Origin of the sequence: Corallococcus sp. EGB (assembly GCF_019968905.1) — a bacterium.
Classification (GTDB): domain Bacteria; phylum Myxococcota; class Myxococcia; order Myxococcales; family Myxococcaceae; genus Corallococcus.
Genome location: NZ_CP079946.1, coordinates 8,794,741 through 8,807,965, shown reverse-complemented (window position 1 = coordinate 8,807,965; position 13,225 = coordinate 8,794,741). Strand labels below are relative to the sequence as shown.

Below are 13,225 nucleotides of genomic sequence, written 5' to 3'. Positions count from 1 at the left end.
AGAAGCGAGGGATGATGGACCTCTTCCTGATGTCGCCCCCGGGCCGGGGCTGGGCGCTGCGGGGCCGCTCGAACTTCCGCAGCCGCGAGGCCGCTCCGGCGGATGCGCGCGGCGCGCGGCGGGAGTGGCTGACGCTGGCCCGCCACATCGAGTCGCGAGGCGGCACGGTGGTGGCGCTGCCCTCGCCGTCGGACGCGCTGACGGGCATGCCCTACGCGGCCGAGTGCGGCCAGGTGGTGGCGCGCGAGGGGCAGGCGCCGCTGTTCCTCCTGCCCAGGATGATGAGCGCGCATCGCTTCGCGGAGCGCGACCACTGGGCGCCGCTGGCCCGGCGCATGGGCATGGAGGTCGTGGACCCGGGCGTGGGCATCTGGGAGGCGCACGGCGACGTGGCCACGTTCGACGGCGTGACGCTGCTGTTCTGGGGCGGGCGCACCACGCTCGACGGGCTGGAGGCGGCCCAGAGGTCCTTCCCCGGCGAGGTGCTGCGCGTGCAGGTGCGCGAGCCCGCGTTCCACGGGAACATGGCGGTGCTGCCGCTGCCGGCGGTGGACCGGCTGGTGGTGTGCCCGGACGTGATGGCGCCGGAGTCGGTGGCGCTCCTGGAGCAGCGCTTCGGCGCGAACCGGCTGGTGCGCGTGACGGAGGGAGACATCCGCCGCTATGCGACGAACGGGCTGCCGCTGGGCCGGGACCTGCTCGCGCCCACGGTGATGCCTCCGCACATCGTGGAGACGTTCGAGCGGCTGGGCCTGCGCGTGGTGTCCATGCCGATGCCGGAGCTGACGGAGAAGGGCGGCGGTTCGTCGCGCTGCCTCGTGTCGCGCGCGTCGGTGGAGGCCTCCCGCGTCACGCTGCCGCCCGAGTATCGGTTGGACGTCGTGGCGAAGGACCTGGAAGCCGATGGCGGGTGAGCTCGCGGCGCTGGCCCAGGCGTTCTTCGCCGCGACCCCGGAGCTGTCGTTTCAGGCGCTGGGCTCCGGCGTGCACGTCCCGTCGCTGGACCTGGAGCCCTACGGCGTCCCGGTGAAGCACCTGCTGGCGGAGCACAACGCGGAGCTCGCGCGGCAATACCTCACGCTCAACCAGCTGGCGTTCGGCGGCATCGGCGTGCCGCGCTGGGTGCTGTCGGACCTGTACCTGCTGCCCGGCGCCATCGGGCTCCTGCGCTGTCCCGCGCGGCTGCTCAAGGCGCCCGCGCGCGAGCGGCTGCTGCTGGCGGACGAGGAGTCCGCCATCGGCGCGGCCTGCTACGTGGCGCCGACGCTGACGCCGGGGCTGTTCGTGGGCGTGTCGCTGTTCAGCTTCCTGCCGGGGCGCGGCGTGTCCGCGTGGGTGAAGCTGCTCACGCTGGGCATGGTGCGCGCGAAGCGGCTGCGCGGCGTCACCCAGTGGGACAACCCCGCCGTGCGCGTGCACTCGCGGCTGGGGCCCATGCGGCTGGTGGGGCGCGTCCCCGGCGGACACGAGTACGACGAGCGCACCTTCGTCTACGAGACGGACTTGAGCGACGAGACCCGCGTGGCCCGGGCGATGCTCCGGGGAGCTTCACCGCGGTCCGCGGTCCGCATCCCCGTCACGGACCTGCTGTCCCTGGGCGCGCTGCTGGACCGCGCGGAGCGGGGCGCCCGGCTGGAACTGGCGCCTCCGGGCCAGGACGGCGGCCACGTGCTGGTGCGCGAGCTGCCGCCGGACTGAGGGCTTCAGGGCGCGGGGGCGTGCGGGAACTCGTCGTCCTGTTCCAGGGCCTTGCGCAGGGCGTTGGCGCCGTCCTTGAGGATGGGCGCGCCGTGCGCGAAGCAGACGGTCTGGATGGGCAGGTGGTCCAGGATGCGCTGGATGCTGGTGCGCGTGCGCAGCGGCTCGTCTTGATACTCGCCGGGGACGAAGTCCGGCGTGCGCTTGCCTTCATGTGACAGCAGGTCGGAGATGAACACCACGGCGTGCGGGCTCTTCTGGAGCCAGAGCGTGTACATGGCCTCCGTGGGCCCCGGCGTCTGGAAGGTGTTGAGGCCGCCCGGCAGCGTGGTGCCGTTCACGTATTCGAAGTCCGGCTTCTCCTCCAGACCCTGCGCGCCCTCGGGGGCCCAGACGGGCACGCCGAACGCCTTGCGCATGCGCCACGCGGAGCGCTGGTGGTTGCCCGCGGTGAGCACGATGGCGTCGATGTCGCCCAGCTTGCGCAGGGCCTTCTCGTCGATGGGCAGCGGGTCGATGAGGGTGACCGTGCCGTCGTCATCCACCACCGCGTAGGCGTCGCTGCGGATGCCGCCGAGCCGGTCGTCGGAGACGGTCCAGTGGTGCACGCCGGGGACGATCTCCTCCGTCTTCTTCGCCTGGGCCTTGGGCTCGCTCATGCGGACAAAGCTAGGCACCTGTCCCGGGATGACAGGGGAGCGCGCTCCGCCTGCCTGCCCCTCCAGCGGGCCCTCCCGCCCCCTTCGCATCCATCCCGCCGCGCGCACCTTTGTCGTCGGACGGACGAAGGAGGGACCCGATGCGCGCGATGACCCGCGAGATGAAACCGCTCGTGCTGTTCGATGGGGACTGCGGCTTCTGCAAGCGCTGGGTGGCGCGCTGGCGCCAGGGCACGGAAGGGCGCGTGCGCTTCGTGCGCGGGAGCGGGTGGCTGCTCAAGCTCCTGGGCATCTCCAAGAAGGACATGCGCAAGGCGATGCAGCTCGTGGAGCCATCGGGGCGCCGCTCGTCCGGCGCGGAGGCCGTCTTCCGCGTGCTCGCCTGGTCGCCCCGCTGGAGCACGCGGCTCGCCGCGCGGCTGGGCCTCTTGCCCGGAGTCCGGCAGGTGGCGGGCGCGGTGTATTCGGTCATCGCGCACGACCGGGGGCGCGCGTCGCGGTGGGACACGTGGTTGTTCAGCCGCGTGACGGAGCCCGCGGAGCACCGGCTGGTGCGCTGGGCCTTCCTGCGGCTCTTGGGCGGCACGTTCCTCATCGCCTTCACGTCGCTGGGCAAGCAGGTGCTGGGGCTCTATGGAGAGAAGGGCATCCGCCCCATCCGCGACGTGGCGCAGTCCGAGCGCTACGCCGAGCAGGGCCGCTGGCGCCGTCCCTCCGTGTTCTGGAGGGACGCGTCGGACGCGGCGCTGGTGCGAGGCTGCCGCGTGGGGCAGGCCCTGTCGCTGGCGCTGCTCCTCGACGTGGCGCCTCGCCTGAGCGCGGGCGCGCTGTGGGGCCTGTACCTGTCCTACGTGTCGATGGGGCGCGAGTTCCTGTCGTTCCAGTGGGACGTGCTGCTCCTGGAGATGGGGGTGTTGGGCGCGCTCACCGCGCCGGGCGGCGTGCGGCCCGGGCTGGGGAAGCGGGATGTGTCCGCGGTGGACGTGTTGCTCTTCCGGATGCTCGTGTTCCGGCTCTACTTCGGGTCGGGCATCAGCAAGTTCCACTCGGGGGACCGGACGTGGCGCGAGCTGAGCGCGTGCGACGTGTACTTCGAGACCGCGCCCCTGCCCACGCGCGGCGGTTGGGCCGCGCACCAGCTCCCGCGCCAGGTGCGCCACGCGGGCACGGCGGCGGTGCTGGCGGTGGAGACCGCGGTGCCCTTCCTCGCCTTCGGTCCCCGGCGCGTGCGGCAGGCCGCCTTCGGCATCTTCTCCGCGCTACAGGCGGCCATCATGGCCACGGGCAACTACGGCTTCTTCAACGTCCAGTCGCTGGCCCTGGGGCTGTGGCTGCTGGACGACGCGGCGCTGAAGCGCGTGCTGCCGGAGGCGCTGTGGCGCGGCGCCGGGCCCGCGCGGCGGCCGTCGGTGCCGGGCACGGCGCTGTCCATGGCCGCGGCGGTGCCGGTGCTCACGCTGGGCACCGTGGAGCAGCTGCGCCGCATGGGGTGGTGGCCGCGCGGCCCGGAGCGCCTGGTGCGGGCGGTGGACTGGCTGGAGGACCGGGTGCTGCCGCTGCGCTCGGTGAACTCCTATGGCCTCTTCGCGGTGATGACGGTGGACCGGCCGGAGATCACCATCGAAGGCTCGGACGACGGCGTGCACTGGGTGGAGTACCCGTTCCGCTACAAGACGTCCGCCGTGGACCGGCCGCCACGCCAGGTGGCTCCGCACCAGCCCCGGCTGGACTGGCAGATGTGGTTCGCCGCGCTCGGGTCGCCGCCCTCGTGGTTCCTGGCCCTGATGGAGCGGCTGCTGGAGGGCTCGCCGGAGGTGCTGGGGCTGTTCGCGTCCAATCCCTTCCCGGACCATCCCCCCCGCATCGTGCGGGCGGTGCTCCACGACTACCGGATGACGTCCGCCGAGGAGCGCCAGCGCACCGGGGCCTGGTGGAAGCGGGAGCGGCGCGGGCTGTATGTGTCGCCGTTGACCCTCGCGCCCGGGGCCTCCGAGCAGGCCGGACGGCTGACCTGGCACGTCTGAGCCGCGCCCGGGCCTCTCGGGCCCGGTATGTCAGGACCCCACACCGAGGCGGAGCGGCGAAGGGTTTCCCCCGTGTGAAAGCGTGGGGCCGGGGACTGGCGGGGGATGGGGAACGCTGGGTACGGTGCAAGGGCGATGGTGTCCGGTGCTTCCCCGTCTTCCCTCATCTTCGGCAGGTACGCGGTGTTGCGTCGCGTGGCCGTGGGGGGCATGGGGGAGATCTTCCTGGCCCGTCAGGTGGGGGTGAGCGGCTTCGAGCGCCCCGTCATCCTCAAGAGCCTGCTGCCGGACCTGCTGGAGCACGAGGGCTCGGTGGAGATGTTCCTCGACGAGGCCCGCGTCGCGGCGCACCTGAACCACCCGAACGTCGTCTCGCTGTACGAGGTGGGCGCGTGGCAGGGCACGTTCTACATCGCCATGGAGTACATCGAGGGCGAGAACCTGGGCCGCCTGGCGAAGGCGGCGCAGCGGGCCGGCACGCCGCTGCCCCACCGCGTCTGCGCGCAGATGATCCGCGACGCGGCGCTGGGGCTGGACCACGCGCACCACGCGCGTGACAGCCAGGGCCAGCCGATGGAGCTGGTGCACCGGGACATCAGCCCTCAGAACATCATGGTGCGCCTGGACGGCCTGGCGAAGGTGGTGGACTTCGGCGTGGCCAAGGCGACCATCCGCGCCAGCCGCACGCGCACGGGCGTGCTCAAGGGCAAGCTGCGGTACATGTCGCCGGAGCAGGTGCGCAACGAGCCCGTCTCCGGCACCAGCGACCAGTTCGCGCTGGGCGTGGTGCTGTGGGAGCTGTGCACGCGCCGGCCGTTCATCGACACGGACAACCCCGCGGAGGCCATGCGGCGCATCGCGCTGGCGGCGGTGCCCCGGCCCTCGCAGTTCGTGGAGGGGCTGTCGCCGCTGCTGGAGCAGATCATCCTGCGCATGCTCCACCGGGCGCCCGCGCAGCGCTTCGCCCGCTGCGCGGACGTGGCCCGCGCGCTCCAGGCCTATCTGGATGAAGTGCCGGAGGCGCCGGAGGAGAGCGTCTCCGCGGTGGTGACGCGGCTGGTGGGGGACGCGGTGCTGGCGCGGCTGCGCGACGCGGGCAGCGGTGAGCCCGGCCTGCCCCAGGTCCGCGAGCCCTCCAACGTGTCATGCCCGCGCTGCGGCCAGCGCACCAGCGCGACCAACCGCTTCTGCCCCGCGTGCGGCAACGCGCTCGCGCCTCCGCCCGGGGACGCCGCGCCCAGGTCGCTCACGCCTTCCGCCGGAGGCGCCGCGCCGAAGCCGCCGATGATGCCCGCGCTGCGCGAGCCGCCCGTGCACCTGGGCGACGAGGACGTCCCCGACGCGCCGACGGCGAAGGCGCCCGCCCATCGCGCCGATGGCGCCGTGCACGAGCCGCCCACCGACCCGACGATGGAGGTGCCCGCGCCGCTGGCCTCCGCCCGGGACCCTGCGCCGCCTGTCGCCGGGGACGATGACGGCCCCCCGCCCCTGGGAGACGAGGCCCCGGGCCCCACGGTGAAGATCCGCGCGATGGACGCGCAGGCGCAGATGCGCCGGCTCACGCTGCTGGTGGTCGCGGCCGAGCCGGCCCACGCGGCCCGGCTGCGCGACGCCGTCGTGCAGGTGTCGATACGCCACTCCGTGGAGGCGGTGGCGCTGTCGGCCACGCACTGGTGTCTGTCCTTCGGGCTGCCGCAGGCGCACCCCGAGGGCGCGACGCAGGCGTTGAAGTGCGCGGAGGAATTGGGCAGCGCCGGTCTGAACGTGCGGCGGGGCCTGGAGTCCGGCGTGGTGCGCGTGAGCACGGAGGCCGGAGTGCCCCGGCTGTCCGGCCAGGGGCTGGAGCGGGCCCAGGCGCTGGCGGACGCGGCGGTGCCCGGAGAGCTGCTGGTGGGCGCGTCGGTGAAGGCGCTGCTGGTGGAGGCGGGCGGGGTGCGCATCGGCGTGGCGCGCGAGGTGCCGGGCGGCACGGCGTGGCGCGTGGAGTCCGGCGCGCCCGCGACTCGCGTGGATGCGCTGGTGGGGCGCGACGAGGCGCTGACCCAGGCGGCGGTGGTGGTGGAGTCGGCGCGCAAGGGCGAGGGCGGCGCGCGGCTCTTCGTGGGCCCCACGGGCGTGGGCCGCAGCCGCTTCCTGGAGGCGGTGGCGGAGCTGGCCGCGGGCAGCTCGCCGCGCGTGGTGTACGCGTGGGGGGGAGACCCCCGCTCCGCGGGCGCGATGGGGCTGTGGCGCACGGTGTTCGCCACGCTGTCGCGGGCCGCGACGGGGGGCGACGCGTCGCTGCCGCCGCTGTCCGGGCTGGGCCTCTCCGAGCCGGAGGCCGCGGCGCTCTGGCGGAGGCTCGCGCGGGGCGCGCCAGCGGGCGGGCACCTGCCGGCGGGGGACGGGGCGGTGGTGGACGCGCTCCAGCGCGTGGCGAAGCCGTCCGGCCTGCTGTTGCTGGTGGACGACGTGCACCGCGTGGACGGCCCTTCGCTGGAGCTGCTCGCGAGCGTGCTCGCGGCGAAGGACGCGGGCGTGGCGCTGGTGGCCACGGGCGACGTGGACGCGGTGCCCACGGCCCTGGCGCCCCTGCCCGTGACGGTGCTGGAGGGGCTGTCGCCGTCGGAGCTGAACGCGCTGCTCACCGCGAGCCTGGGCATGGCCCTGTCGCCGCCGCTGGAGCGGGCGGTGGCGGACCGGGTGCGCGGCAATCCCGCGCATGCGCTGGCATTGGTGCGGCTGCTGGTGGCGGTGGGCGTGCTGCAGCGCACGGAGGGCGGCTTCCAGTCCAACGGGCCGCTGTCCTCCGCGTCGCTGCCGCAAGGCCTGGGGCAGGCCCTGGGCGCGCGGCTGGAGCTGCTGCCCGCCGCGTCGCTGCGCTTCCTCCAGCGGGCCGCGGTGGAGGGCTCGCTCTTCTGCGCGGAGCTGGTGCGCGCGTCGCTGACGGCCCCTGACGGCGCGGAGGTGCTCGAGGACGCGGAGTGGGTGGTGCCCGTGCCCGGGCAGCCCGGCATCTTCCGCTTCACGCGCGAGGAGGCGCGGCAGGTGCTGCGCGAGCGCCTGTCGCTCCCGCGGTTGCGCGGCGCGCACCAGGAGCTGGCGGAGGCGCTGGAGCACAAGGCGTTCGCGCAGGAGCCGGCCCGCGAGGTGCGGGTGGCGGACCACCTGCTGGGCGCGGAGTCCGCCGGCGCGCCGGCCGCGTGCGAGCGGGCGGGAGACTGGTTCGCGGCGCGAGGCGAGTGGCGCGCGGCGGTGGACTTCTACCGCTGGGCCCTGGGCCGGGCGCCCGGCGCGACGGCGACGGTGGTGCGCTGGCAGCTGGACGTGCTCGCGCGCGCGGCGGGGTGTCTCACGCAGGTGGACCCCGCCGCCGTGGACGGGCTGGTGACGCCGTGGCTGGACAACGTGCCGGTGATGCAGACGCCCGGCCGCTGGGCGGAGGCCGCGAGGCGCCTGGCCGTCGCGGAGCTGAAGCTGGGGCGCGTGGACGACGCGGAGGTGCGCCTCAGCATGGCGCAGGGCCCCTCGGGCGCGGACCCGGAGGTGGAGGCCCTGGTGCTGGGCGAGCTCGCGCGGGTGCGTGAGGCCAAGGGCGAGACGACCGCGGCGGTGGAGCTGCTGGCGCGGGCCTTCCAGCGCATGGGCAACCGGACCCCGCACGCGGCGGACTTCTTCTGGGAGCACTACCTGCTGCTGGGCCGGCTCCAGCAGCGGCTGGGGCAGCTGGACCGGGCGCGGGTGGCCTTCACGCGCGCGGCGGACCAGGCGCGGTCGGTGGGCAGCGCGGTGGGCCAGGCGCGGGCGCTGTCGCAGCTCGCGGGCCTGCGGGTCCTCGCGGGCGAGCCGGGCCAGGCGCTGTCGGACCTGGAGCGCGCGCTCGTGCTGGCCGAGCAGGGGGGGGACGCCCAGGAGGTGGCGCGCATCCACTTCAACGCCGGGCGCCTGCTGGTGGCGGGAGGCCGGGCTCCAGAGGCGCGCGAGCGGCTGGAGCAGGCGAGGGAGCGTGCCCGGGTGGCGGGCTGGCGGGAGGGGGAGGCCCTGGCCGCGCAGGTGCTGGGGGCCATGGAGGCCCGGGCACCCCGCCGCTAGGGGCGGGAAAACGTCGGCAGGCGAGCAGGCGCGAGGACTTTGGCGCGGGCGCTCACGGTTTTCACGCCCGCCGGGTGGTCCGCCGGTAGACTCGGTTACCCCCACCCGCCCCGTGCCTGCCTTCGTGAAGACGTCACGTTCCTTCTCCATTTCCCTCATGGGCTTCCTCGCGCTGGGTGTGCTGGGCGCGTGTGGACCGTCGCCCACGACCATCACCCTGGAGCCGCCCGAGCTGCGCTACCTGCGCACGCAGGGGCAGAACCTGCCGCTCGGCTACACGGTGCTGGACGCGGACGGGCGCAAGATGATGGACGCGCGCCTGCGCTGGACCAGCTCCGCGCCGGAGGTCGCCTCCGTGCTGGAGGACGGCACGGTGGTGGCGCGCAAGTCCGGAAAAACAATCATCGGCGTGCAGGGCGGAAGGGCGAAGGCGGCGCTGCCGCTGGACCTCACCATCCTCGCGTCGCTGGACGTGCGCGCGCCAGGGGCGGACTTCGTGGAGGTGGGGCGCACCCTCAAGCTGCGCGTGGTGGCGCGCAACGAGTCGGGCCACGTCATCGCGGACGCGGCGCCCACCTTCCGCTCCAGCAACGAGGCCGTGGCGCGCGTGGAGAACGGCGAGCTCATCGCCGCGTCCGCGGGCGTGGCCACCGTCACCGCGACGCTGGGGCACCTGAACCGCGCCATCGCCGTGCAGGTGGTGCCGCCGGACTTCGCGCGCCTGGGGCTGAACCTCACCTCGTACACCTTCAAGAAGAAGGGCCAGTCGGTGATGGTGCAGGCGCGCGCGTACAACCGCAACGGCGTGGCCCTGGAGCAGGTGCCGCTGGAGTGGTTCAGCTCGAACAGCGCCGTGGTGACGGTGTCGCCCGAGGGCCGCGTGACGGCCGTGGGCCCGGGCCGCGCGGTGGTGTCGGTGGTGGCCGGCCGCCGCCGCACCGCCGCGGACTTCATCGTCGAGTAGGCCCGTCCTTCGAAGTCCGGGCCCGCCGCCCTCGCGCGGCGGGCCGCGGAGTCATCAAGGCTTCTTCGCGGGCGGCGGCGCGGTGGGGCGCTTGCCGCCCTTCTTCTTGGACGCGGCCTCCACGTCATCCGGGCAGGGCGGGCGGGGCCCGTCGCTCGGCGGCTGGATGGTGAACTCGACGCGGCGGTTGAGGGCCATGCCCTCCTCCGTGGCGTTGTCGGCCACGGGCATGCTGCGCCCGAAGCCCTGCGAGCACACGCGCTCCGCGGCGACGCCGCTCTCGATGAGGAAGCGCTTCACGCTGGAGGCGCGGCGCTTGGACAGCTCCAGGTTGTACTGGTCGCTGGCGCGCGAGTCGGTGTGGCCCTCCACGAGGATGCGGTCCATCTTCGGGTTCTCCTGCATCACCCGCGCGACCTCCTCCAGCACGGGGTAGGACTCGGAGAGGATGACGTCCTGGTCGGTGGCGAAGTTCACCTGCTCCAGGATGACGATCTTGTTGCCCGTCGTGCGCGCGAGCGGGCAGCCGTCGCGGCCGCGCTTGCCCTGCGGGACGTCCGGGCACTTGTCGAGCCGGTCCACCACGCCGTCGGAGTCCGCGTCGGTGTCCGGGCAGCCCGCGTTCTCCACCGGGCCCGCGACGGTGGGGCAGCGGTCGCGCTCGCCGATGACGCCGTCGTTGTCGGGGTCCACGGGCGGCGGGGGCGGCGGGGGCGGCTCCTTGAAGCGCTCGATGGCCTCCCACTCGCGCGTCTTGGCGGGCACCCAGAGGATGGACGTGAAGAAGCTCAGGTTCGGCGACGCCAGCGAGCAGCCGCAGCCCAGGCCGCCGCCGAAGGTGAAGGTGACGCCCAGCGAGCTGTACCAGCGCAGGCCGATGAGCAGCTCCGCGGGAATCTGCCGCTCCTGCCCCGGCGCCTTCTTGAGGCCGAACGCGCCGTTCACCATGCCGAGCGCGGTGATGCCGCTGCCGCGCAACAGGGGCACCTCCGTGCCCAGGCCGAACGGCGCCATGTCCCCCAGCTCCACGTTGTTGAAGATGATGTCCGGCCGCTTCCAGAAGCCGCCGTTGAAGGCGAGGAGGATGCCGGACTCGAAGCGGTAGTCGAGCACCAGGCCCGGCGCCCAGGTGAGCTCGCCGTCACCGGCGAAGGCCTCCCGCACGCCGGTGGGGAAGCTGACGTTGAGGGTGAGCGCGGCGCCCCAGCCGTGGCCCTCGGCGGGGCGGCGCAGGCCGGGGATGGCCACCTTGCCGGTGAGGCGCAGGTCGCCCAGGGCGAAGCTCTCCACGGGCCCTTCCGTGCCGATGACCTCCAGGTTCTGGCCGCCCTGCAGGAGCACGAGCGGCATGTCCACGCCCACTTCGGCCCAGTCGAAGAGGCCCACCGTGGCCATGACGTCCAGCTGGAGCCGGTTGCCCACGAGGCTGATGGAGCCCAGGTTGCCGTCCTTGGGGACGAGCGAGAGCGGGTTGATGGAGTAGCTGAGGTAGGGCCCGGCGGAGACGGACAGGTGGGACAGGGGCCGGGACTGGGTGACCATCACCAGGTCCTGCGGCGCGCCGGACGGGCGGAAGACCTGGATGTTGAAGCGCGGATCCGGCGCGGCGTGGGCGGCGGTGGACAGCGCGAGGGCCAGCAGCAGCGGGAGGAGCGGCGTGCGGGAAGGCTTCATCGGACGCGGCGGGCGGAGCGCAGGAAGAGGAAGCCCAGGGCGAGGGTGACCAGCATGGCGGTGCTGCCGGTGGGGGTGTCCTCGGCGGTGGTGCCGCAGCAGAAGGCGCCGCCCTGGGGCTCGGTGCCCGGCTTGCGGCGGCCGCGTTCGCACTGCTGGGTCTGGGCGGAGCAGAACTCGACGCCCAGGCAGTCGCCGCTGTCGGAGCAGGATTCGAGGCAGGTGTTGGTGGTGAGGTCGCAGGTGCCGCCGCAGGGGCAGTGGGCGTCGGCGAAGCACTCGACGCACGAGGACCCGTCACACACGAGCCCCGCCGCGCACGTCACGGCGCACGCGCCGGTGTTGGAGCAGGTGCGGGTGGTGGGGTCGCACTTGCCGCTGCCGCAGTCGGAGTCATTGACGCAGCCCACGCACACGCTGTTCTGCACGGTGCCGTCGGAGAGGCAGAACGGGGTGTCGCCGCCGCAGGCATCGCAGCGCGGGCCGCAGCGCTTGTCGGTGGTGCAGGAGCTGCATTCACCGCTGAGGCAGAACTGGCCGTCGCCGCATTCCAGGTCGTTGCGGCACTGGACGCAGACCTCGCCGTCGAGACAGAAGGGGCGCTCGCCGGGGCACTTGGAGCAGCCGGGGCCGCAGCGGTCGGAGGTGTTGCACTGCGGGATGGCGTCGACGCAGGCGCCGTTCAGGGTGTCGCAGCGCTTGCCGTTGGCGCACTGGCTGTCGGTGGTGCACTCGACGCAGGAGGGCTGGGCGCCGGGAGTGGGCGCGGCGCACTGGGTGCCATGGGGGCAGCAGTTGCAGGAGTTGCCGGCGCAGGCGTCGTTGGTGTTGCAGGGCGTGCAGACGTGGTTGGAGCACGACTCGCCGCGGTCGCATTGCGTGTCTTCGTTGCACTCGACGCAGGTGTTCGCGGTGAGGTCGCAGACCTGGCTGCCGGGGCACTCCGAGTCGGCGGTGCACTGGACGCAGGTGAAGTTCGGCTCGTCGCAGACCTTGCCGGAGCCGCAGTCGGAGTCGCGGACGCAGCCGGTGCACACGTTGGTGGTCGTGTCACAGCGGCCGGTGGCGCAGTCGCTGTTCTGGGTGCACTGGACGCAGGTGAACTGGCCGCTGACCTGCGCGCAGATGGGCGCGGTGGGCCCGCAGGGTGAGCACGTGTCGCCGCACAGGAGGTTCGTGTCACAGGGGGCGCAGAGCGCAGCGGAGTTGCAGTAGTAGGACGGACCGCAACTGCCATTGCCGGGCTGGTTCGCGAACTGCCGGTTGCACTGGATGCACTGATCCAGGTTGTCCGGGAACGACGGACGGCCGGTTTCGGTCTGGAACAGCCGCGTGGGCCGGACCAGTTTAAATTCAGCGGTGTTGAGCGGAACGACTGGAACTTGATTCGCCGGACGGTCGTAGTCCGTAAACGGTCCGTCGAGCACTGAGAACTCTAGCGCCGCGTGCTCTACGATCTGCGCGTAGAGCAACTCAATGGGGTAGAGCCCGGATTGAGTGAAGGTGACGGAGTTGGTGGTGCGTCGCGTGGGGGCGCCGAGCTCTGGTGGCCGGATGACGATGTCGTAGCGCCTGCTGGCCTTATCGAACAGCACGAGGCTGATGGCATCGTCGGCGTAGAAGCCAAAGTGCAGGACACGCCCAACCATGTCTGGGGTGACGTTCAGGTAGCCGCGGAAGCGAGAGACAAATCGCGTGGTCGAGTCGTTGTAGTGGAAGGGGCAACCGCCCTGGGCGCAGCCCGAGACCTCGTTGACGAAGTCGCCGTAGCTCAGGATTCGACCGTCATTCAGGTTGTTCGACAGGTCGAACGCGGAGCGCAGCACGGAGGTCATCCGCGTCCCGCGGTTCTCCTCCATGTATGCGTTCAGGCTGTCCGTATAGAGCGACTGACTTTGCGGGTACTCCGCCGCGGTGCGCGTCCACACGTTGGACGCCATGCAGAGCCCTGTACCGATCTCAGTTGGGGATGGCGCTGAGGGCGGCCCGTTCACCACCACATCCGGCAGCTTCTGCGCCACGGCAGGCGCGCTCGCGAGGCACACAGCGAGCAGGAACAGCGCGGCGGACGCGCGGAAGGGCAGGGGAGCAGTGCGCAAAACGTGCGCAGCCTTACAGATTGGGTTGACGTTGCC

At 73.0% G+C, this 13,225-nt stretch carries 8 protein-coding genes; 5 read left to right on the top strand and 3 right to left on the bottom strand.

Annotated elements, in window-relative coordinates; genetic code table 11:
- Positions 1–11: 11 nt before the first annotated feature.
- Positions 12–914, top strand: coding sequence for a dimethylarginine dimethylaminohydrolase family protein (locus KYK13_RS35945; protein WP_223639242.1), 903 nt, complete (start codon positions 12–14; stop codon positions 912–914).
- The gene (locus KYK13_RS35940) at positions 904–1,698 is read left to right on the top strand and encodes a hypothetical protein (RefSeq protein WP_223639240.1); all 795 of its coding nucleotides are present in this window, start codon (positions 904–906) and stop codon (positions 1,696–1,698) included. The genes KYK13_RS35945 and KYK13_RS35940 overlap by 11 nt, the downstream gene beginning before the upstream one ends.
- A 5-nt stretch (positions 1,699–1,703) precedes the next feature.
- Here KYK13_RS35940 and KYK13_RS35935 read toward each other — a convergent pair whose 3' ends face one another.
- On the bottom strand, positions 1,704–2,357 hold the full coding sequence (locus KYK13_RS35935) for an MBL fold metallo-hydrolase (protein ID WP_223639238.1): 654 nt from the start codon (positions 2,355–2,357) through the stop codon (positions 1,704–1,706).
- Between the two features lie 140 nt (positions 2,358–2,497).
- Here KYK13_RS35935 and KYK13_RS35930 point away from each other — a divergent pair, with 140 nt between their 5' ends.
- The 3 genes from KYK13_RS35930 (at position 2,498) to KYK13_RS35920 (ending at position 9,416) form a co-directional block, all read left to right on the top strand.
- Complete coding sequence (locus KYK13_RS35930; protein ID WP_223639236.1) at positions 2,498–4,381, top strand: lipase maturation factor family protein; 1,884 nt, start codon at positions 2,498–2,500, stop codon at positions 4,379–4,381.
- Between the two features lie 135 nt (positions 4,382–4,516).
- Positions 4,517–8,452 (top strand): protein kinase, encoded by a 3,936-nt coding sequence (locus KYK13_RS35925; RefSeq protein WP_223639233.1) that lies wholly within the window; start codon positions 4,517–4,519, stop codon positions 8,450–8,452.
- Positions 8,453–8,576: 124 nt separating this feature from the next.
- Positions 8,577–9,416 (top strand): Ig-like domain-containing protein, encoded by an 840-nt coding sequence (locus KYK13_RS35920; protein WP_223639230.1) that lies wholly within the window; start codon positions 8,577–8,579, stop codon positions 9,414–9,416.
- A gap of 54 nt (positions 9,417–9,470) precedes the next feature.
- Here KYK13_RS35920 and traB read toward each other — a convergent pair whose 3' ends face one another.
- Positions 9,471–11,090: an outer membrane exchange protein TraB gene (gene traB, locus KYK13_RS35915; protein ID WP_223639228.1), complete on the bottom strand. Its 1,620-nt coding sequence runs from the start codon at positions 11,088–11,090 to the stop codon at positions 9,471–9,473.
- Entirely contained in the window at positions 11,087–13,084 is a 1,998-nt protein-coding gene (traA, locus tag KYK13_RS35910) for an outer membrane exchange protein TraA (RefSeq protein WP_370645462.1), read from the bottom strand. The genes traB and traA overlap by 4 nt, the downstream gene beginning before the upstream one ends.
- Positions 13,085–13,225 lie beyond the last annotated feature (141 nt).

Bases quoted from the DNA above. Each gene is read 5' to 3' on its own strand.
- KYK13_RS35945 (WP_223639242.1), top strand. From the start codon at position 12: ATGATGGACCTCTTCCTGATGTCGCCCCCGGGCCGGGGCTGGGCGCTG.
- traB (WP_223639228.1), bottom strand. From the start codon at position 11,090: ATGAAGCCTTCCCGCACGCCGCTCCTCCCGCTGCTGCTGGCCCTCGCG.
- KYK13_RS35935 (WP_223639238.1), bottom strand. From the start codon at position 2,357: ATGAGCGAGCCCAAGGCCCAGGCGAAGAAGACGGAGGAGATCGTCCCC.
- KYK13_RS35930 (WP_223639236.1), top strand. From the start codon at position 2,498: ATGCGCGCGATGACCCGCGAGATGAAACCGCTCGTGCTGTTCGATGGG.
- KYK13_RS35940 (WP_223639240.1), top strand. From the start codon at position 904: ATGGCGGGTGAGCTCGCGGCGCTGGCCCAGGCGTTCTTCGCCGCGACC.
- KYK13_RS35925 (WP_223639233.1), top strand. From the start codon at position 4,517: ATGGTGTCCGGTGCTTCCCCGTCTTCCCTCATCTTCGGCAGGTACGCG.